General features: G+C 67.0%; 12 protein-coding genes. 3 read left to right on the top strand and 9 right to left on the bottom strand.

Translation table 11 applies throughout. The features are described 5' to 3' along the window. Positions 1-34 precede the first annotated feature (34 nt). From ACNR9O_RS22805 to ACNR9O_RS22780, 6 genes are all read right to left on the bottom strand, one after another. Positions 35-1,516, bottom strand: a complete 1,482-nt coding sequence (locus ACNR9O_RS22805) for an MFS transporter (RefSeq protein ID WP_473700838.1) — start codon at positions 1,514-1,516, stop codon at positions 35-37. Further along, a complete protein-coding gene (locus tag ACNR9O_RS22800; protein WP_473684405.1) occupies positions 1,516-3,711 on the bottom strand; it encodes a glucosidase family protein in 2,196 nt (731 codons plus the stop codon). Before ACNR9O_RS22800 ends, ACNR9O_RS22805 begins: the two co-directional genes overlap by 1 nt. 47 nt (positions 3,712-3,758) lie before the next feature. Next, a complete protein-coding gene (locus ACNR9O_RS22795) occupies positions 3,759-5,780 on the bottom strand; it encodes a glycoside hydrolase family 13 protein (protein ID WP_473684407.1) in 2,022 nt (673 codons plus the stop codon). A gap of 142 nt (positions 5,781-5,922) precedes the next feature. Then, complete coding sequence (locus ACNR9O_RS22790) at positions 5,923-8,250, bottom strand: TIM-barrel domain-containing protein (RefSeq protein ID WP_473684409.1); 2,328 nt, start codon at positions 8,248-8,250, stop codon at positions 5,923-5,925. A gap of 17 nt (positions 8,251-8,267) precedes the next feature. Continuing rightward, positions 8,268-9,842, bottom strand: a complete 1,575-nt coding sequence (locus ACNR9O_RS22785) for an alpha-amylase family glycosyl hydrolase (protein WP_473684411.1) — start codon at positions 9,840-9,842, stop codon at positions 8,268-8,270. A gap of 169 nt (positions 9,843-10,011) precedes the next feature. Next, positions 10,012-13,005, bottom strand: a complete 2,994-nt coding sequence (locus ACNR9O_RS22780; protein WP_473684413.1) for a TonB-dependent receptor — start codon at positions 13,003-13,005, stop codon at positions 10,012-10,014. Positions 13,006-13,353: 348 nt separating this feature from the next. Here ACNR9O_RS22780 and ACNR9O_RS22775 point away from each other — a divergent pair, with 348 nt between their 5' ends. Both ACNR9O_RS22775 and ACNR9O_RS22770 read left to right on the top strand, forming a co-directional pair. Further along, a complete protein-coding gene (locus ACNR9O_RS22775; protein WP_473684415.1) occupies positions 13,354-14,973 on the top strand; it encodes an alpha-glucosidase family protein in 1,620 nt (539 codons plus the stop codon). Between the two features lie 78 nt (positions 14,974-15,051). Next, the gene (locus ACNR9O_RS22770; protein WP_473684417.1) at positions 15,052-15,270 is read left to right on the top strand and encodes a hypothetical protein; all 219 of its coding nucleotides are present in this window, start codon (positions 15,052-15,054) and stop codon (positions 15,268-15,270) included. A gap of 231 nt (positions 15,271-15,501) precedes the next feature. Here ACNR9O_RS22770 and uvrD read toward each other — a convergent pair whose 3' ends face one another. After that, on the bottom strand, positions 15,502-17,709 hold the full coding sequence (gene uvrD / locus ACNR9O_RS22765) for a DNA helicase II (RefSeq protein WP_473684419.1): 2,208 nt from the start codon (positions 17,707-17,709) through the stop codon (positions 15,502-15,504). 192 nt (positions 17,710-17,901) lie between these two features. On the opposite strand from uvrD, the gene ACNR9O_RS22760 reads away from it, so the two are divergent. Next, positions 17,902-18,237, top strand: coding sequence for a hypothetical protein (locus tag ACNR9O_RS22760; protein WP_473684422.1), 336 nt, complete (start codon positions 17,902-17,904; stop codon positions 18,235-18,237). Positions 18,238-18,246: 9 nt separating this feature from the next. Here ACNR9O_RS22760 and ACNR9O_RS22755 read toward each other — a convergent pair whose 3' ends face one another. Together ACNR9O_RS22755 and ACNR9O_RS22750 are read right to left on the bottom strand one after the other, a co-directional pair. Further along, on the bottom strand, positions 18,247-19,506 hold the full coding sequence (locus ACNR9O_RS22755) for a heme biosynthesis HemY N-terminal domain-containing protein (protein ID WP_473684424.1): 1,260 nt from the start codon (positions 19,504-19,506) through the stop codon (positions 18,247-18,249). After that, entirely contained in the window at positions 19,503-20,591 is a 1,089-nt protein-coding gene (locus ACNR9O_RS22750) for a uroporphyrinogen-III C-methyltransferase (protein WP_473684426.1), read from the bottom strand. Before ACNR9O_RS22750 ends, ACNR9O_RS22755 begins: the two co-directional genes overlap by 4 nt. Positions 20,592-20,670 lie beyond the last annotated feature (79 nt).

Below are 20,670 nucleotides of genomic sequence, written 5' to 3'. Positions count from 1 at the left end.
GTGCCCTCTCCCCCGCAGGGGAGAGGAGCCGATGTCACGCCGTCGCGCGAACCAATGCCGGCTCGCGCACACGCAGCACGCATAGGCCGGAGACGAACAGGCTGACGCCGCCCAGGACCAGCGCATAGATGGCCTGCCCCTGGAAGAACGCGCGCAGCAGCAGGCCCAGCACGCTGGCCGCAAGCAGCTGCGGGATGACAATGAAGAAATTGAAGATGCCCATGTACACGCCCATCTTGCGCGCGGGCAGGTTGTCCGACAGCAGCGCATACGGCAGCGACAGGATCGAGGCCCAGGCGAAGCCCACGCCCACCATCGAGACGATCAGCCAGCGCGGATCGCGGATCAGCAGGAACGATAGCAGCCCCGCGCCGCCCAGCCACACGTTGACCAGGTGGCTCAGACGCAAACCCCAGCGCCGCACCATCCACGGGATCACGATCGCCGCCAGCGCGGCAAAGCCGTTGTAGGCGGCAAACAGCACGCCCACCCAGTTGGCGCCTTCGTTGTATGCGGCCGAATGCGTGTCGCTGCTGCCGAAATGCACCGCAGTCACGCCGGCGGTGGTGTAGATCCACATGGCGAACAGCGCAAACCACGAGAACAGCTGCACCCAGGCCAGCTGGCGCATTGCCTCGGGCATGCCGAACAGATCGCCCAGCACCTGCGCCGCGCCGCTGCGTCCAGTGGTGGCGCTGAGCCACATCAGGGCAAGGCCGAACGCGGTGATGCCGCCGGTCAGCAAGTACAGCTCCTTCTCCAGCTTCAGCCATGCCACCGGCACGGTCAGCACGATACCGGCGGCCAGCCACAGCCAGCCCCAGCGCCGCGCCGCGGCGCGGTCCACCGGCTGTTCCGACGCCGCCGGCGCGGTGTCGAAAGCCTCCAGCGTTTCCGGCGGATATTCGCGCGTGCTCACGACGGTCCACAGCACCGAACCCAGCAACACGCCGCCGCCGGCGTAGAACGCATAGCGCACGGTATCCGGGATGCCACTCGCGCCCGGCGCATTGCTCACGCCCAGCCGCGCCAGGATCCATGGCAGCGCCGAAGCCACCACCGCACCCAGCCCGATGAAGAAGCTCTGCATGGCATAACCCAGCGGCCGCTGGCGCGGCGGCAGCTGATCACCGACGAAGGCGCGGAACGGTTCCATCGATACGTTGATCGACGCGTCCATGATCCACAGCAGCCCTGCCGCCACCCACAGCGCGGGCGAGTTGGGCATCCACAGCAGGCCCAGCGTGGCCAGCACCGCGCCGACCAGGAAGTACGGACGCCGCCGGCCCAGCCGCGTCCAGGTGCGATCCGACAGATAACCCACGATCGGCTGCACGATCAGCCCCGACAGCGGCGCGGCCACCCACAGCATGGGGATGTCGTTCACGTCGGCGCCGAGCGTCTGGAAGATGCGGCTGACGTTGGCGTTCTGCAAGGCGAACCCGAATTGGATGCCCAGGAAGCCGAAGCACATGTTCCAGATCTGCCAGAACGACAGCGCGGGTTTCCTGCTCATCATGGTGACTTGGTTCCGGTACCCAGAGGCGCGATCAGCATATCGCCCACATCGGCCTGATTGAGCGGGCCGCCGGCGCCGCCCTGGCCGCCGGTGTAGTGCGCGAAATGGCTGAGATACGACATGTTGAAGCCCGGCGCCAGCGCGACGTTGCAATGCTGCCCGGCCTTCGCCGCGAAAAGGCCGCTGGTCGAGCGCTGCCGCCCCACACTGTGCGGCAGCACCAGCACCACCGGCTGCGGGGCCGCGCCATCGCAACGCACGGTGGCGACCTGCACGGCCGCGGTGATGCCGGTGTTGATCGGTCCGTGATCGTTGGCGTACTCCACGGCGAGCTGGAACCGGCCATCCGCTGGCGCCGTCCATGCGCGTGGCCAGGTGCCGCCGACCCGCGACTCGGCGCTCTTGCACACGGTGGGGCTATGCAGCGATTCGATGCCGCTCGCACCGACGCGCGTGACGCTGAAGCACTGCTGCGCGGCGGTACGTTCCACCCGGGTTTCGCCGCGCAGCGGCCCGCGCCGTTCGCCGTTGACATACAGCACCAGCTCGCCCTCGCCCGCCAGACGCCAGCGCTGGCCATCCTCGCTCACCACCGGCGCGGCAGGCGTGGGCGGCGCGTACATCGGCGCGTCGGTGCGCAGCGGCGCCGCCTGGACTTTCACCGCCTTGAGCGCCACTTCGATGCGCTTGCCCTCACGCTTCTCGCCGCTCGCCACCAGCAGATCGCCGTCCATCGTCGCCGGCCGTACCAGCACGATCTCGCGATCGCCCAGATCCAGGCTGATGCGCTGGCGCTCGCCGAACAGCATCGGCACCAGCGACACCGGCAGCTTGGGCGCGAGACTGCCGTCATCCTCCAGTCCGAACACGCCCTGGATCACCATGTCCAGGTAGCCGGCCACCGACCACAGCTGCCGCGGCGAATCGACTACCGGCCCGCTCAGGGCGCCGTCGTCGACGTGCACCGCCTGGGTGGCCAGCTCGAAGTTCTCCATGTTGGAACCGGCCAGCGCGGCGCCGCGCATCAACGAACGCAGCTCGTGCGCGATGCGCTGCGGATCGTCCACCGCGCGCGCGGCGCGCAACGCATAGGCGCTGACGAAGGGCCAGATCGCGCGGTTGTGATAGATCGGCACCTCGGCACGCTCGGGCCAGATCACCGGGCTGCCGGACGCCCACGTCGGATACGCCGCCAGCGCCTGGCGCGCACGCGCCGGCTCGGCCACGCCGCTGGTCACCGCCAGCGCGATGCCGAGCAGGTCGTAGGCTTCATACGGCACCGGATGATCGGCGCCGCCGATGTAGCTCATGTAGGTGCCGCGGTCGGCGCGCCAGAAACGCGCATTGATCGCCTGCTTCAGCGCATCGGCCTGCGCCTGGTACGTGCCCGCGGATGCGCCATGGCGCGACGCCAGCTCCGCGGCCAGCCGCAATGCCTGGTAGTGCAGCACGTTGGTGGACAGCGCGAACGACTGGCCGATGAAAACCACGTTGTCCCTGGTCCAGCCCGGATAGGTCTGTTCGCGCCAATCGAGAAAGGACGTTTCGCCCCGATACAAACCGATCGTCTCGTCGAACGCATACCGGCGATCCTGCGCCAGCGTATCGACGAGCGCCCGCCAGGTTTCGTCGGCGAAGGCGCGATCGTCGAGCAGGTGGCGCGCACCAAGGAACCACACGATACGATCCGTGCTGATCGGCCAGCTGCCGCCCGAACCGGTGTCCTGCATCGCGTACGAGCCGGCCGGCACGCCCGGCGCGCGCACGTCGGAGCGCTTGAAGCGCAGCGAGGCGCGCGAGCGCGCGGCATCCAGCCGCCACAGCGCCAGATCCACCGCATACGAGAGATCGCGCGTCCACACGTAGTGCCATTTCTCGCCCGTCTCGAAGCAGGCGCACGGAATGGCCTGGCCGTGGTCGAACGCGTCATCGCGGATCGCCGACACCGAATCCAGCCGCAGATCGTCCTGCGCCAGCGCGAACAGGCCATCGAACAAGACGCTGGCGGTATGGGCCTGGCGTTTCTGCGCGCCCACGCGGCGTTCGCCGCCCGGATAGCGCAACACGAAACCGCCGTCGGAGGCGGCCGTCATGGCCGCCTCCTTGCCTTGCCAGACCAGTCCGCCGTGCCAATCGTCGGCAGCGGCCGGAGCGGCGGCAAGCATGCCGGTCAGGACCAGCGCGGTCAGCATGCGCGCACCGCGCGTTCACCTTGCATCGTCATGTGCTGCTTTTCCCCTCATTGCGCGAGGATCGCGCCGTAGTGTCCATTCACCGCGACCGTCACATTACCCCCGCTCACCGTATAGGTGTTACCGCTGAGCAGGTCAGTCACGGTACTGCCGTTGGTCATGCTCAGCTGCCATACCGGCACGGTCACCGTGTGCGAGGTGCTGTCGTTGTTGAGCGCCACCGCGATACGGTGGCTCGCGTCGAAACGGCCATACGCGTACAACTTGTTGCCGTCGTCGGTGAGCAGGCTCAGGAACGAGCCGGTGCGCAGCGCCGCGTACTGGTTGCGGATGGCGATCAGCTTCTGCGTCAGCGCCACAGCCGCGTTGGTCGTGGTGCCCTGATTCCAGTCGAAGCTGCGGCGATTGTCCGGATCGTTGCCGCCCTGCATCCCGTATTCGTCGCCGTAGTAGATCGTCGGCGTTCCCACGTAGGTCATCTGGAAGATCAGCGCCAGGTAGGTCTTCCAGATATCGCCCCCGGCACGCTGAGCGAAGCGCTGGATATCGTGGCTGCTCAGGAAATTGGCCATGGTCTGCTGCACGTTGACCGGGTAATTCGCCCGCGTGCCGCGCAGCCAGCTGTCGAACTGGCTGGCCGGAATCGTCGCGGCATTGCCGCTGTAGTCGACGCCGGTGATCCATTCGGACACCGGCTGGGTGAAGCCGTCGTAGTTGAGCGCGCTGTCCCACTCCTGGCCGTTGGCGGTCCACGGATTGGCGTTGCCCCAGAACTCGCCCAGGATCTCGGCGTTGGCGTTGACGGATTTCACCGCCGTGCGCAGCTCCGCCATGATCTGGTGATTGGTGGCGTCGCTGCCGTTGTTGCCGCCGGCGTCGATGTACTGCGGCGCATCCAGGCGCCAGCCATCGATGCCGTACGGCGAGGACAGCCAGGTCTTCACCACCGAACCGGTGCTGCCGTAGATCTGGTTGCGCACCGCCGAACCGCTGGCGCCATAGTCCAGCTTGGGCATGCTCGAGTAACCGTAGAAGCTGGAGTAGCTGCCGGGCCACTGCTGGAACGTGTAATAGCCGTACCACTGGCTGGATTGCGATTCGTACGCGCCCTGCGTGCTCCACCAGTTGTAGCGGTCGAACCACTGGCTGGTATCGCCCGTGTGGTTGAACACACCGTCGAGGATCACATACCCCTTGGGCCCGTTGGTGCTGGCGTGCACGTCGGCGATCAGCTGCTGCAGCGTGGCGTTGCTGCCGAACGCCGGATCGACGTGGTAGTAGTCCTCGGTGTCGTACTTGTGGTTGGTAGGCGAGGTGAACACCGGATTGAGATAGACGATGTTCGCGCCCAGCGTCTGCTTGATATAGCCCAGCTTCTGGTCCACTCCGGCCAGATCGCCACCGAAGAACACCAGGTTGTTGGACCCGCCACCGGTGGCGAACGGGCTGCCGCCCCAGGCGACTTTCTGCGTGGACTGGCCGCCATAGCTGTACTGGCCGGTCTGCACGTCGTTGCTGGTGTCGCCGTTGTAGAAGCGGTCCGGGAAGATCTGGTAGACCACGCCGTTCTTCATCCAGTCCGGCGTCTTGAATCCGGGGATGATGTAGAAGTCGCCGGCGGACGGTTCGCTGGCGGAAGCGCCTGCCGCGTTGTACCAGGCGGTGGCGGTGCCATCGTTGATCTGGAAGCGGTAGTACTTCTTGGAACTGCTGGCCGGTACCGTGCCCTGCCAGTAATCGAACGTACCGGTCGGATCGTTCGACGCCCAATGCATCGCCACCCAGTGGAAGGCGCCGTCGGCGCTGTCGTAATACTTGATGTTGGCGCTGGTGATGTCGCCCTTGAAGGTGCGGAAGGTGAGCGTGACGGCCTGACTGGCGCCGGGTTCCGGCGCGCTGTCGAACAGCGGCCCCTGGTCGTGGAACAGGCCGTTCCATTCGACGTTGTTATCGTTGCTGGCCGCCCGGGCTGCCCAAGGCAGCGCAAGGACGGCACAGGCCAGCGCGGTGAGCGCGGCGCCGCGGGCGGCGCGCATGGAACGGTGCATCGGTTCGATCGAACGCATCATGTTGCCCCTCTCATCGGTGGATGGAACAACCCCCTTTCACCATGGGCCGTGCCCGTTCCGGGCGTTCGGCCAACCCTCTCTCTCCTCCCCACGCAGCCGGCACGGCGGCCTGGGGATGGCATCGACATCGAGAAACGGACGCTCACGGCGTCAGCGCGACACGCCTCGCCTGCCCCGCCGCGATCCGCACCCACGTCACCGGCCCGAAGCGATCGCTGCCGCGCGCCCAGCCTTCGCCGTCGCGCGCCTGCAACGCCTCCAGGTTCGCCGCCTCCGGCAAGGCCTTGTCGCCGGCGATCGCCTTCGCGGCGACGCCGTGCACTTTCAGCAGATACCAGGCCAGCGCCGGCCGGAAGCTCCCCGCCGGCGCGGCGGTCTCGAAAGTCACGCCTTGGGCGGTCTGCTGCGCGGCAAGGGTCTGCAGGAAATAGCCGCCCCGCTCATAAGCATAGGTTTCGCCGTCATCGTCGTAGTAAGGAAAGCTCGTGCGCTTCGCGGCGGGAAAGACATCCACCTCGACCTGGCGCAACGGCTTCTGTCCCACGTAGTCCATCGCCGGCTGCATGGGCACGATCGCGCCCTCGCGCACAAACAGCGGTATATCCGACCACGCCTTCGCATCCACCGGGACGCGCACGGTCTGTCCGCCTTCGTAGGCCTGGCCGCTGGCGTAGCCGAACCAGCGTCCAGCGGGCAGGTAGATCGCTTTCGAGGTCTGACCTTCGTCGACCACCGGCGAGACCAGCAACCCGTCGCCGAACATCCAGGCATCGACGTCTTCGCGGACGTTCGGATCTTCCGGCCAGTCGAACAGCAGCGGGCGCACCAGGCCCACGCCGGTAACGCGGCGCTGATACTCGTACGCGTAGATGTAGGGAATCAGCGCGTAGCGCAGGCGGATGGCATCGGTGGCCGCCTTCTCCGCCACCGGTCCGTACACCCACGGTTGGCGCTTGATGCCGAGTTCCCCGTGCACGCGGAAGATCGGCGTGAATGCGCCGAACTGGATCCAGCGCGCGTAATTCTCCGGCGTCAGTCCGCCGGTGACCGGGTCGGCCTTCGCGCCGCTCTTCTTGAATCCGCCGCCATCCATGCCCCACTGCATCGCGCCGACATTGATCGCGCTCAGCATGCGCTGCCGCTGCGCCTTCATGCTGGCGAAGCCCGTGTCGATATCGCCCGACCACAAGCCATAGGCGTAGCGCTGCGAACCCAGGTAGAAATTGCGATTGATCGACCACACGCGTTGGTCGCCGCGGGCGCGCTGTCCCTCGTACAACGCACGCTGCATGTTGAGGAACTGCGTGTCGCTGTCGATGTTGTCCGCCTCGTCGTTCCACCAGCCGGCCATGCCGGTCGCGAAGGAACGCTGCAGCGCGGCGTTGAAGAACCACGCGCGCGTTTCCGGCTTGTCGAAGTCCACATCGCGCACGGTCTTGTGCGAGAAGTAATCCGGTGCCGGTTTGCTCGCCGCCGCCCACAGGCCATGTTCGCTGGCGTAGCGCCCTTCGACCGTGTCCACATGCAGACGCGGCTTCATGATGCCGGTCAGATGCACACCCTCGGCATCCAGCGCGGTTTTCAGGCTGCCGTCCGGGCCGCCGGGAAATTTGTCCGTGTTCCAGCGGAACTCGCCGTAGTCGTCCTCACCCCAGGCCTTCCAGTCGAAGTCCAGCGTGAAGTTGTCGATCGGGATGTGCTTGGCCCGATAGTCATCGACCAGCTGCAGCAGCTCGCGCTGGTCGATGCCCCATTGGCTGTTGGTGAAGCCCATCGCCCATTTCGGGAACAGCGGCGTCTCGCCACTCACTTGGGCCAGCGCGGCGAAAAACCTCTTCGGCGGCCCCAGCAGCACATACACATCATGGATGGTGTGCCCTTTGCGGCCACGCACGCGGATGTTGCCGCCGTCCAGCTCGACATCTGCGCCCTCCGTGTCAGCCAGCAGGCCATAGCCGGTCGTGCTCCATACGAATGGCGCGCCGGCATAGCCCTGCTCGCCGGCCTTGGCCACCTGCCTGCCCGTGCGCCGCAGGCCGCCATCGGCACGCTCGAAAGCGCCGTAACCATGGATGCCGTACAGCGCGTCGGCAGGGTCGTGGCGCGCCAGCACCTCACCGCGGCCCAGCGCGGCAAAGTCCACGCTCAGGACCTGGCGACCGCCATTGATCGCCACCAGGCCGCCGTTGAGTACGGCCCAGCGGATTTCCACGTTGGCGGCGCCCGCCTGCTGTCCGGCCGCTTTCTCCGTGATGCGGGCATCAAGTGCCGGATCGATCACCACGGTGTGCGGCGCTGCCGCACCGCCCTTCGGAACGAAGGAGAGCTTGACGATATCCGACGACAGATGGCGCAGCGTGACCGTACCGCCGGCAACCGGGTATTCGACGGGCGGCCCCGGCCAGTCGGCTCTTTCCGCGTCCGTCTGCGCCGCCGCGGGTAACGAGAACGCGGCGATGCAAGCCAGCAAGGCCCGCCGCCACGCCTTCACTGCAGCACCACGGTAGCGTACGCCGGCACGTTCAATTCGCCCTTGGCCAGCGTCGCTCCAGCCACGGTATGCAGGCGGATGGCGGTGAATGCCTTGGCGATGTCCGCGTCCAGCTTGAAGCGGGCCGGCTTGCCCGACAGGTTGTGCACCACCAGCGCACGGCTGTCGGCCGTGGCGCGCTCATAGGCCACCAGCGAGGGCTTTGCGGTGGCCACCACGCGCAGGCCGCCATCGCGCAGCGCCGGGATTTCCAGGCGCCAATGAATCAGCGTGCGATACAGGTTGAGCAGCGAATCGGCCTGATCCTGCTCGGCCTGCACCGAGACGCCACCGCCCTGCTTCACGCTGTAGGTCTTCCAGCGGCTGTCGCCCGACGCCGCCGTGCGCTGCCAGCGCATGGGTTCGCGCAGGTTCTCGTCCGGCTTGCGGCCGAGCATGCCGATCTCTTCGCCGTAGTAGATGTAGGGGCGGCCCGGCAGTGTCAGCAGCAATGCCGCCGCCGTACGCATGTGGCGCAGATCGCCGCCGAGCTGGCTGAGCACGCGCTCCTGGTCGTGGTTGGAGAGGAACGGCGCATCGGCGTAATCGTCGCCCGCCGCGGCATGGAAGGCGGCATAGGTATCGGTGAGCAGCGCCGGCAACTTGCCGGCCTTCTCCTGTTTTGCGCTGGCGATCAGCTGTTCGGCCAGCGGAAAATCGAACACCGAACCCAGCGCCGGCAGATAAGGCGCGAGCTCGCCCGGCGCCTTGGCCGACACTTCGCCGACCAGATAGACGTCCGGACGCGTCTGCAGCAGCCCCTGGCGGAATTCGCTCCACCACTGAGTGTTCTTGCGGATGACGTCCGGCTTGCCGTTGTCGCTTTGCAGATCGTCGTAGATGTGGCGCGCGGCATCGAGACGGAAACCATCGGCGCCCTTGTCCAGCCAGAACTTGCCGATCGAGATCATCTCGCGGCGCACTGCCGGCTCGTCGTAATTGAGGTCGGGCATCGCGCCGGTGAAGTCGCCCAGGTAATGCTGCTTGCCGCTGGCATGCCAGGCCGGGCTGTCGACCGCACTGACGGCCTTCAGGTCCGTACCGGGACCGGCCCAGGTGTACCAGTGGCGGTAGCTGCTCTGCGGATCGAGCGCCGACTTGAACCAGGGATGCTGGTCGCTGGTGTGGTTGATCACCAGATCGACGATCACCTGGATGCCGCGCTTGTGCGCCTCGCTCACCAGGCGCTCGAAGTCGGCCATGCTGCCGTACTGCGGGTTGATCGCCTCGTAGTCGGTCACGTCGTAACCGTGGTAGCTCGGCGAGGGGTTGATCGGCATCAGCCAGATGCCGCTGACGCCCAGCGATTGCAGGTAATCGAGCTTGGCGGTGACGCCGTTGAGGTCGCCGATGCCGTCGCCGTTGGTGTCGTACCAGGCGCGCACGAAGATCTCGTACCACACGCCGGAGCCCTGGCTCTTCCAGGTGGCGGGCGGCGCGGCCAGTGGCGTGGAATCGGCGGCATGCGCGGGCAGCGCGAGCGCGGCGGCCAGCAGGAGGGCGAGTGGACGGAAGCGGCGGGACGGGGACATGCGTTGCTCCATTCGATGGTCGCGGGCCCTCGATGGAACGATGCGCCGGGCTCTCCGGGGCTGGTGTCCGCCACGCCGGGCTCCGCGGGTAGCGACGCCCGCCACGCGGGCGGGACATCGCCGGATACCGCGCCGGCGCTCCTGGCGGAGGCGCCGGCGCGTTCGTCGCTTACAGCTTGAACTCGACGCCCAGGTAGCTGGTGCGGCCGAAGTACTGGATGGTACCGGTCTGCGAGGGATCGCTGCCGAAGTAGGTGCGCGTCGGCTGGTTGCTGATGTTGAGCATCTGGTAGACCACGCGCCACTGCTTGCTGACGTCGTAGGACGCCTGGAAGTCGTACACCGTCTCGGCAGCGAACGTCACCAGCTGGTTGGTCACCGCGATCTGCGTGTCGGAGGCGAACTTCGAGCGGTAGTTGCCGGAGATGCGCGCCGAGAACGGACCGTTGTCGTAGAACACCGCCAGGCTGGCGACGCGCTTGGACAGGCCCGGCAGGCCGATGTACGAGGTCGGTCCGCCCAGCGTGGTCGGGTTGTTCACCGTGCTGGAGGTCAGCGCGAAGTTGCCCTGCACGCCCAGTCCCTTCCACAGGCCCGGCAGGAAGCCGGTCTTGGAGAAGGCCACTTCCAGGCCACGCACCTTGCCGCCCTTGGCGTTGTACGCCGTCTGGTAGTCGCCGTTGAGATACGGCTTGCCGGTGTCCGGATCGGTGGGCACCGGAATGCCGACCGAGGCGAAGTCGAAGTTGTGCAACGTCACCGACTGCACGAACGACTTGATGTCCTTGTAGAACACGCCGGCGCTGATCACGCCGCTGGAGTCGTCGAAGTAGTGCTCGTAGCCAAGGTCGTACTGGTTCGCGCGCAACGGATCGAGCAGCGGGCTGGTGCCGCCCCACACGTTGTAATGGCCGCTGGAGAACCACGAGCCGGAGCCGGCGAGCATCTGGTTGATCGGCGGACGGGCCAGCACCTTGGCGGCGGAGAAGCGCACCTGGTCGTCGTCGGTCAGGTGGTAGATCAGGTTCATCGACGGCAGCCAGTCGGAGTACGTCTTGCCGACGGTGAGCGGCGCGTAGTCGAGGCTGGTGTAGCCGTTGCCGTCGGTGATCGGCACGCCGGCGCCGTTACCCACCTGCTGCAGGCCATGGCTGTACTGCGACTGGTGCGAATAGCGCACGCCGATGTTGCCGGTCAGCTCGTGGCCGCCCACCTGCGCGTCGATGTCGGCCATGAAGAACAGGTCGCGGGTCTTCTCGTCGACCTGGCCGCTCTGGATCATCGACCAGCTGTTGTTGTGGATGTCCTTCACCGGGTTTGCGGTGATGCCGTGCGCAGCGAGGATCGCCGGCCCGTTGAGCTGCAGGAAGCACGGCAGGCCAGCGAAGTCACCCTTCCAGCAACGCACCTTGGCGGCGCCCGACGGGATCGTGAGCGCGGGCTGCTGGTAGCCGGACGAACCCTTGCTGTTGTAATCGGTGCCCCACTCCGAACCGTAGACGTACACCTCGCGGTCGGCGTTGTAGGTGTGGTTGTTCATGTACACGCCAGCTTCCAGTGCCGACAGCCACGAACTGTTGGGCAGGTCGTACTTCACGCTGGTGCGGAACGCCTTCATCTTGTCGTGATAGATGTAGGGATACACACCGTAGCGCGACAGACCCATCTTGCTCAGGTCGGTGTACTGGTTCGGGTTGGCGTACGACACCGTGCCGATATCGCGGCCGCGCAGCTGGTAGGTGGCCGACTGCGCGGCCAGCTGCTGGGCGGACGTGCCCAGGCCGCTGTACGGATCGGCCGTGGTGTCCACGTTGATCTCGTTGCTGGAAGCGCGCGACAGCGAGATGTCCGAGTCGATGTGCCAGCGGTCGTGGTTCCACTTCAGGTTGATGCCGCTGGAGAACACGCTGGTCTTGGTCGTGTAGTTGTCCGCGGTGGTCTCATTGGAGAACTGCGTGGTGCCGTCGCCGCTGACCGTGCCGCCGGTCATCGTGCCCAGGGGGCCGAGCACCGCATTGCCGATCTGGGTGTTGTTGCCGTAGATGGACTGCGTGCGATAGCCGTAGCCGAACGAGGTGTTCTTGAACTTGGAGTAGAACGCGTCGCCGGAGATCTGCAGCTCGCTGGTGGGCTTCCACACCACGGTGGCCATCTCGCCGGTGCGGCGCTCGTTGCCGCCGTTCTGCTGCATCTGGAAGCCGCGCGTCAGGTACGCCTTGCGGCCGTCGGCCAGGGTGACCTGGTTGCCGTCGCTCTCTTCGCCCACGAACTGCTCGGACACATGCGGCTGGTACATCTGCGCCACGCCGACGCCCACGCCCAGCGTGTTGTCGAGGAACTTGCCCTGGTAGGCCGCGCTGATGCGGTAACCCTTGGAACTGGCGCCGGCCACGTCGCTGGCCTGGCTGTTGTAGCTGCCGCGCGCATCGACGTTGAGGTTCTGCTGCTTGGGCGCTTCCAGCGGATTGGCCGTCTGCAGACCGATGGTGCCGCCGACGCCGCCGGTGACCAGCGAGGCTTGCGACGACTTGTACACCGTGGCCATGTTGATCAGCTCGGACGGGTACTGGTCGAACTGGATGTAATTGCTGCCGCTGGTGGACGGCTGCTCGCGACCATTCAACGTGGTCTGGATGAAGTTGCCCGACAGGCCGCGGATGTTTACCTGCGACGCCTGGCCGGCGATGCGCTCGGCGGACACGCCCGGCAGGCGCGTCAGTGCGTCGGCGATCGACTGGTCCGGCAGGCCGCCGATGTCGGCCGAGGTGATCACGTTCTGGATCGTGTCGGCGTAGCGCTGGTAGTCGATCGACTTCTGCACGCTGTTGCTGTAGCCGGTCACGGTGATGCCGGCGAGGCTCTTGGCGAGCTGATCGTCGCTACTCTTCTTGCGGCCGTCCTGCTGATCGGACGACGACGCCTGGCCGGATTGCGCATCCTGGGCAGGAGCCGGAGCCGTGGCGGAGGTATCCGTGCCGGCCGGAGCCGCATGGATGCCGACGGTGAAGCACAAGCCGGCCGACGCCAGCGCCATGGCCAATACGTTGCGTTTCAGGATCACCTTGTCCCCTCCCCAGGGCTTGCTGTTACTACGGCGCCAGTTGATCTGCTCCAGGTACGGCAGCTGGCTTGTGTGTGGGTTGCGCTTTCGCGTGGCGGCCATGGTAGGACCGGCTTTCGAAGGGGGATGCAGTTATGCATACGTATTCATCCCCCGCTTTTTTTGTGCGGTTGTGACAAAAACAGCGCACGGCATGCGCGATGCACGCATCGCAAAAAACCATCACCTGCGTTCGATCCGTTGCGCGCAGCGCGTGACTTGCCACGATCCAAGGCGTGCCCGCCGAGCGACGCATTCGCGACATCGCGCGCGCTGCTGCGCTGCAAAATCCGCATTTTCTGAATACGTATGCATGAAAGCCTTCGCTGTCGCGGGCTCCGTTTAAGCTGCCCCGCAACCTGCGCCACGCCTAAGACTGTGCGCGCGAAAAAGCCTGGGGAACGATGGGATATGAGTGAAACACCCTGGTGGCGCGGAGCCGTCATCTACCAGATCTACCCGCGCAGCTTCCTGGACACCAACGGCGACGGCGTGGGCGATCTGCCGGGCATCGTCGATCGTCTCGACTACGTGGCAGGCCTGGGCGTCGATGCGATCTGGATCGCGCCGTTCTTTCGCTCGCCGATGGCGGACTTCGGCTACGACATCGCCGACTACCGCGCGGTGGATCCGCTATTCGGCACCATCGAGGATTTCGATCGCCTGCTCGCCAAGGCGCATGCGCTCGGCCTGAAGGTGATGATCGACCAGGTGCTCAGCCACACCTCCGATCAGCATGCATGGTTCAAAGAAAGCCGCACCAGCCGCGACAACCCCAAGGCCGACTGGTACGTGTGGGCCGACCCGAAGGATGACGGCACGCCGCCCAACAACTGGATGTCGCTGTTCGGCGGCGTGGCCTGGCAGTGGGAACCGCGACGCGGCCAGTACTACCTGCACAACTTCCTGACCTCGCAGCCGGATCTGAACTTCCATCATCCGCAAGTGCAGCGCGCCGTGCTGGACAACGTGACGTTCTGGCTCGACAAGGGCGTGGACGGTCTGCGCCTGGACGCGATCAACTTCTGCTTCCACGACCGGCAGCTGCGCGACAACCCGCCCAAGCCGGCAGCGATGCGCGTGGGCCGCGGCTTCAGCCCCGACAATCCGTACGCCTTCCAGTACCACTACTACAACAACACGCAGCCGGAGAATCTCTTGTTCCTCGAAGAGCTGCGTCGCCTGCTCGACCGCTTTCCCGGCGCCGCCGCGCTGGGCGAGATCTCTTCCGAGGACTCGCTGGCGACCATGGCCGAGTACACGCGCGGCCACCGTTTGCACATGGGCTACAGCTTCGAACTGCTCACCAACGATTTCAGCGCGAGCTACATCCGCGGCACGGTGGAACGGCTCGAAGCGCAGATGACGGAAGGCTGGCCGTGCTGGGCCATTTCCAACCACGACGTGGAGCGCGTGCTCAGCCGCTGGGGCAATGGCCACGCCTCGGTGCGTCTGGCCAATCTGCTCACCGCGATGGTGTGCTCGCTGCGCGGCTCGGTGTGCGTGTACCAGGGCGAAGAGCTGGGATTGACCGAGGCCGAGGTGCCGTACGAGTCCCTGCAAGATCCGTATGGCATCACCTTCTGGCCCAACTTCAAGGGCCGCGACGGCTGCCGCACGCCGATGCCCTGGAACGAAGCCGAGCACGCGGGCTTCAGCACCGGCACGCCATGGCTGCCGGTGCCGGACGATCATCGCGCCCGCGCGGTGTCACGCCAGGAACTCGACCCCGCGTCGGCGCTGCACGGCTTCCGCGACTTCATGCAATGGCGGCGCACGCAGCCGGCGCTGCGCTGGGGCGATATCCGTTTCCTCGACACGCCCGAACCGGTGCTGGCCTTCACCCGCACCCATGCAGGCGAGACCGTGCTCGCTGCATTCAATCTCGGCATCGAGTCGATCGAGCTGACCCTGCCGATGAGCGGCACACGCATCGATGGCCACCACTTGGCCGAAGGCAGCCTGGATGGCCATCGCCTGCGCCTGCCGCCGCACGGCCTGCTGTTCGCCCGCCTTTCGACCGCCGGCTGACTGGCGCGGCACGCCTGGCTTTTGCCCGCGCGCGGCCGCGCCTATGATCGGCGCACTTCATCGAAAGGAGATTCGCCCATGCGTGCCGTCTTGATCGTGCTCGGCCTCATCCTCGTCGGCGCCGGCATCTGGGTACTCGCCGGCCAGGCCACTTACCAGCAGACCGATACGCTGGTGCAGCTGGGTTCGGCCAAGATCACCGCGACGCATGACAAGGCGGTGCCGACGTGGACGGGGATCGCGGGGATCGTGGTGGGTGCGTTGCTGGCGATTGGTGGTTTCGTCCGCAAGGGCTGAAAACCACGAGTTAGAACCCTTCTCCTCTCCGGGAAGAAGGTGGCGGCCCCACGGGACTCCCTTCGGTCGCATCCGGATGAGGGGCGGGTGCTCGCGGGAGAAGCTCGACGGGGCACGGCATGTTTTTAGTTTTTAGTTTTTAGCTTCCTGCTTCTACGCTTCGTAGGTTCCCCTCACCCCAACCCTCTCCCCGAAGGGGAGAGGGGGCTAGAACAAGGGCAAGAGCTAGAGCTAGAGCGGCGTGAGGTTGGCGTACGCCGCCACCAGCCACTTGCTTCCCGCACCCTCGAAGTTCACCTGCAAACGCGTGTGCGCACCGCTGCCTTCGGCGCTCACCACCACGCCTTCGCCGAAGCTCGGGTGGCTCACGCGCTGGCCCAGCTTCACCGGCAGATCTTCCTGCAGCGACGGCGCCGGCTCGGCGAAGCGGCCGGCATACAGCGGGCGCGACACCTGCACGCGCGGGCGCACTTCGTCGATCAGGTCCGGCGGGATTTCCGCCAGGAAGCGCGACGGCCGCGCCAGCATCTCCACGCCGTGCAGGCGGCGCGATTCGGCATAAGTGATCACCAGTTTCGCGCGGGCGCGGGTGATGCCCACGTAGGCGAGGCGGCGCTCTTCTTCCAGGCGACCTTCGTCCTCGACCGAGCGCTGGCTGGGGAACAGACCCTCTTCCATGCCGACCAGGAACACCACCGGGAACTCCAGGCCCTTGGCCGAATGCAGCGTCATCAGCTGTACGCAATCGTCCCAGGACTCGCCCTGGCCTTCGCCCGCCTCCAGCGCGGCGTGCGAGAGGAAAGCCGACAGCTCGCTCAGCCCCGCTTCGATATCGTCCTGGGTCGGCTCGAAGCGGCTCGCGACGTTGACCAGCTCGTCCAGGTTTTCCACGCGCGATTCGGCGTTGCCGCGGCTGTCCTTCTCGTAGAAGTCGCGCAGGCCGGTGTGGATGATGGCGTGTTCGATCTGCTCGGCCAGCGCGAGCGCCGTCGCCTCGACATCGCCGTCGGCCTTGCCGGCGAACGTGCGCGCCATCTCGTCGATCATGGCGAGGAACGCCTTGACCGCATTCTTCGCGCGACCGGCCAGTTCATGGCCGCCGCCAAGCTCGTTCAACGAGGCCTCCCACAACGATGTGCCTTCGCCGCGCGCGCGCTTGCGCAGCGCGTCAAGGGTGCGATCGCCGATACCGCGCGGCGGGGTGTTCACCGCGCGCTCGAAAGCGGCATCGTCGTGGCGGTTGGAACACAGGCGAAGATAGGCGAGCGCATCCTTGATCTCCGCGCGCTCGAAGAAGCGCAGACCGCCGTATACGCGATAGGGAATATCGCGCTGGATCAACTGCTCTTCGAAATTGCGCGACTGCGCGTTGGAGCGGTACAGAATGGCGCAATCGCGCGCATCGCCATGCTCGGCGATGTACTCGCGGATGCGCTCGATGACGTAGCGCGCCTCGTCCTGCTCGTTGTAAGCGGCGTACAGCGCGATGCGTTCGCCGTCTTCGCCGGACGTCCACAGCTGCTTGCCCAGGCGGCCGGCATTGCGCGCGATCACCGCGTTGGCCGCCTTGAGGATGGTCGACGTCGAACGGTAGTTCTGTTCCAGCTTGATGGTCTTGGCGCCGGGAAAATCGCGCAGGAACTGCTGCACGTTCTCCACCTTGGCGCCGCGCCAGCCGTAGATCGCCTGGTCGTCGTCGCCCACCACGAAGACCTGGCCGGTCTGCCCGGCCAGCACGCGGATCCACGCGTACTGCAACGTGTTGGTGTCCTGGAATTCGTCGATCAGCAGGTAGCGCCAGCGCTGCTGGTAATGCTGCAGCACCGCCGGGTGCTGCAGCCAAAGCTCATGCGCGCGCAGCAGCAGCTCGGCGAAATCCACCAGGCCGGCGCGGCGGCAGGCGTCTTCGTAGGCCTGGTAGATCTGCACGAAAGTGCGCGTGACCGGATGGTCGCGGTGCTCGATGTTCTGCGGACGCTTGCCTTCGTCCTTCCAGTTGTTGATCTGCCAGGTGGCCTGGCGCGGCGGGAACTTCGCCTCGTCCAGGCCCAGACCCGCGACCACGCGCTTGATGATGCGCTGCTGGTCGTCGGCGTCGAGGATCTGGAAACTCTCCGGCAGGCCGGCCTCGCGCCAGTGCCGGCGCAGCAGGCGATGGGCGATGCCATGGAAGGTGCCGACGGTAAGGCCCTGCGTGCCGGCGCCGATCAGCTGCTCCAGGCGCGCGCGCATCTCGCCGGCGGCCTTGTTGGTGAAGGTCACCGCCAGGACCGCCCACGGCGGCACCTGTTCCACCTGGGTGAGCCAGCCGATGCGATGGGTCAGCACGCGGGTCTTGCCGGACCCGGCGCCCGCCAGCACGAGGTAGTGGCCGGGCGGCGCGCAGACGGCTTCGCGCTGCGCGTCATTGAGCTTGTCGATCAAATGCGAGACATCCATCGGGAGATTGTAGCCGGGGCGGGTCTCAGGGATGGGAACCGAAGCGACGGGAAAGGCGCCGCGAGCCGCGAACCGGCATCGAGCGGCTGGCCCGCTTTTCCTGTTTCCCGCTGAACGCAAGAACCTGTCCGCGAACCGCCGGCGCGAAGCGTCGGTCTCCATCTTGCTTATTTCCGCAGGCAACACTCCGCCATGAACTGGTCGCCCAAGACGAAGCCCCTGGATCACGACATCTGCGTGCACATCTTCACCGCCTCGGCGGCGATGGTCGGCGTGTGCATCACGGTCATCGGCATCCTGCGCGTGGCGGTGGCGATGCGGAAGGTCGACCTGATCGGCAACGACCTGCTGGCGCTCAACACCATCCTCTATCTGCTCGCCTGCCTGCTGTCGTACTGGGCGCTGCGCACGCGCAGCCTCAGCCGGAACCATCGGCTGGAGCGGATATCGGATGCGCTGTTCCTGCTCGCCCTGACGCTGACCACGGTCAACGCCGCGTTCCTCACCTGGGCGGTCTCGAAGGGCTGAGCGGCGGGGTCACTCGCGCAGGCGCGGGACGCCGTGCTCGCTGCGTTCTTCCACCGCGACCGGACGCGTGTCCAGGCGCGAGCCGCGGCTGCCGTCCGCCGGCAGCGGCTCGGTCTTGCCGCCGCGGCCGAACGCCAGTGCGTTGCGATAGCACAGCTGCGCGAGGACCGCGTCGCCCTGGCCGGCGCAGGCATCGCCCAGCGCCTCCCACGCGGCGGCGGAAGGCTTGAGCGCGAGCGACCGTTCCAGGAACTGGTGCGCCTTGCCCCACAGCTTCAGGCGCACGCACATGCGGCCCAGGGTGAGCAGCAGGCCGGCATCGTTGGGATGCGTGTCGAGCCAGGTTTCCGCGCGGCGCAGGCGCGCCTCGAGATTGTCGTCGCCGAGCACGCCGTAGGTTTCGATCAGCAGCGGCGACCATTCGCGGCGCAGCGCGGATTCCACTTCGTCCATCGCCGCCAGCACCATGCCGAAGCCGGCGGCGGTACGCGCATAGGCATCCACGGCAGCGGGCGCGCGGCGCTGTGTCTTCGGCAGCTGCGACCACAGCTGATTCAGTGCGGCGCCATCGGGCGCGGCGCGCAGCGACGCGCCCAGCACCTTCGCTTCGAGCGCGACGTAGCCCTTCGTCCCGAGCGCGCCGCTTTTCTGCAACGGCTCCAGCGCTTCGCGCGCGCGGCGGAAATCGCCCGCTTCCAGCGCGGCGATCGCCAGCTCGCGCCAGCCGCCCGGGCTGAGCGTGCCGGCATCGGCTTCCGGCGCCAGCAAGGCCAGCGCCTCGGCCGGTTTGCCGTCGCGGCGCAGTACCCGCGCGCGCAGCACGCGCGCGGCGCGCGGCGCGGACTGGCCGGCTTCGGCCAGCGCCTCCAGCGCGCGGCCATGTTCGCCACGGCGCGACGATGCCTCGGCGGAGGCAAGCAGCGCCGGACCGCGCAGGCTGTCCAGGCGCGAGGCCCGGTTGAGGTCGCGCTCGGCGTCGCCGTGCCGGCCCTCCATCAACGCGACCAGGCCATCGGCGAGGCGCTGCCGGCTGATCCGACGATGGCGGCGCGACAGCGCCCCGAACGGCCAGCGCGCCAGGCGCCACAGTGCGGTGAGCAGGCCCCACGCCACCAGCAGCACGACCACCGCGGCGATTACCGAGGTCTCCGCCTGCCAGCCACGCAGTTGCACCATCACATAGCCCGGGTCTTCGGCCACCCAGTGCCAGCCGAAGGCGGCCAGCGCGGCGACGACCACGAGCAGGAGAATCCAGCGCCACAGATTCATGGCTTGGCTCCGTCCGCCGGCTTCGTCGCGCCTTCGGCGGCCGGACGCAAGGCATGCACCGAACGCAGGTTGCGCAGCTCGGCCAAGGCGGCGCCCAGCTCCACCGGGGCGTTCGCGGGCAGCTGCTTCTCCAGCTCGGCCAGCTTCGCGCGCGCCTGCTGCACGTCCGGCGATTGGGTGTCGAATTGCGTGGACAGATTCGTGTCGGCACGCTTCAGCGCATCGGCGTAGCTGGTGCCGTCATAGGCGAGCAGCGCGGCCTGGGCCTGGGCCAGCTCGAGGCCGGCCAGCTCGCGCGCGAAACGCGCGTCGGCCACCGCCAGCGGCGCGCCGTTCACGCGCTGCACGCGGATCACGTCCACCACCGCGTGGCGCACGCGCGTCCACGCCGTCTCCGGCGCGGCGACTGCATCGGCGCGATCGAGCGGCTTCAGCGGCAGCGTCGCCGTGGCGGCGCGCAGGCGCGTGAGCGCGTCCAGTGCCGCGGCCTGGCTGGCCGGCTGGCTCTTGGCCAGGGCCTCGCGCTCGGCATTGATGCTCTGGCGCAGACCGGAGAACGCACCGTCGTTCACCGCGGCGAGCGTCTGGTCGGCCAGCGCATACGCCGCCGCGGCGCCTTGTGCGTCATGGAACAGCACATAGCGTTCCTTGGCCATGCGCAGCAGTGATTCGGTTTCGTCCAGCAGCATGCCGTCATGGCCGGAGAGCGTTTTCTCCGACAGCTTGGCCACCGCGTCCTCGAGGTTGCGCGTACGCTCGGACTGGCCCAGCAGCTCCTCGCGCAGCGAACGGTTGACCTGATCGGCATCGCCCAGGCGCTGGCGCAGCAGGCCACGTTCGCTTTCCATCTGTTCCAGCGCGCGCTCCATGTTGGCCACGCGCGTTTCCAGCCCGGCGGTGGCCTGCGTGGCGCCGCGCACGCCGGTCTCCTGCACGTACTGGCGCCAGCCTACGTAGCCGGTGCCGCCGGCGGCGGCCAGCGCGACAAGCATGGCAAGGGCCACCGTGCTGCCGCGGCGCGGCGCATGGGCATGGGGGGCGGGCGCCTTCGAGGCGCTGTCGGGCGTGGCAGTGTCCTGGCTCATGCGCGCCATGCTAGCAGCCCGCGTATGGCTGTTCGCATCAAACAGGCGTGAAAACGGGCTATCGCAATGCCGAGGCGCG

The sequence above is a fragment of the Dyella sp. CR10 genome, assembly GCF_055814425.1.
This window is presented reverse-complemented; position numbering and strand designations above follow the sequence as displayed.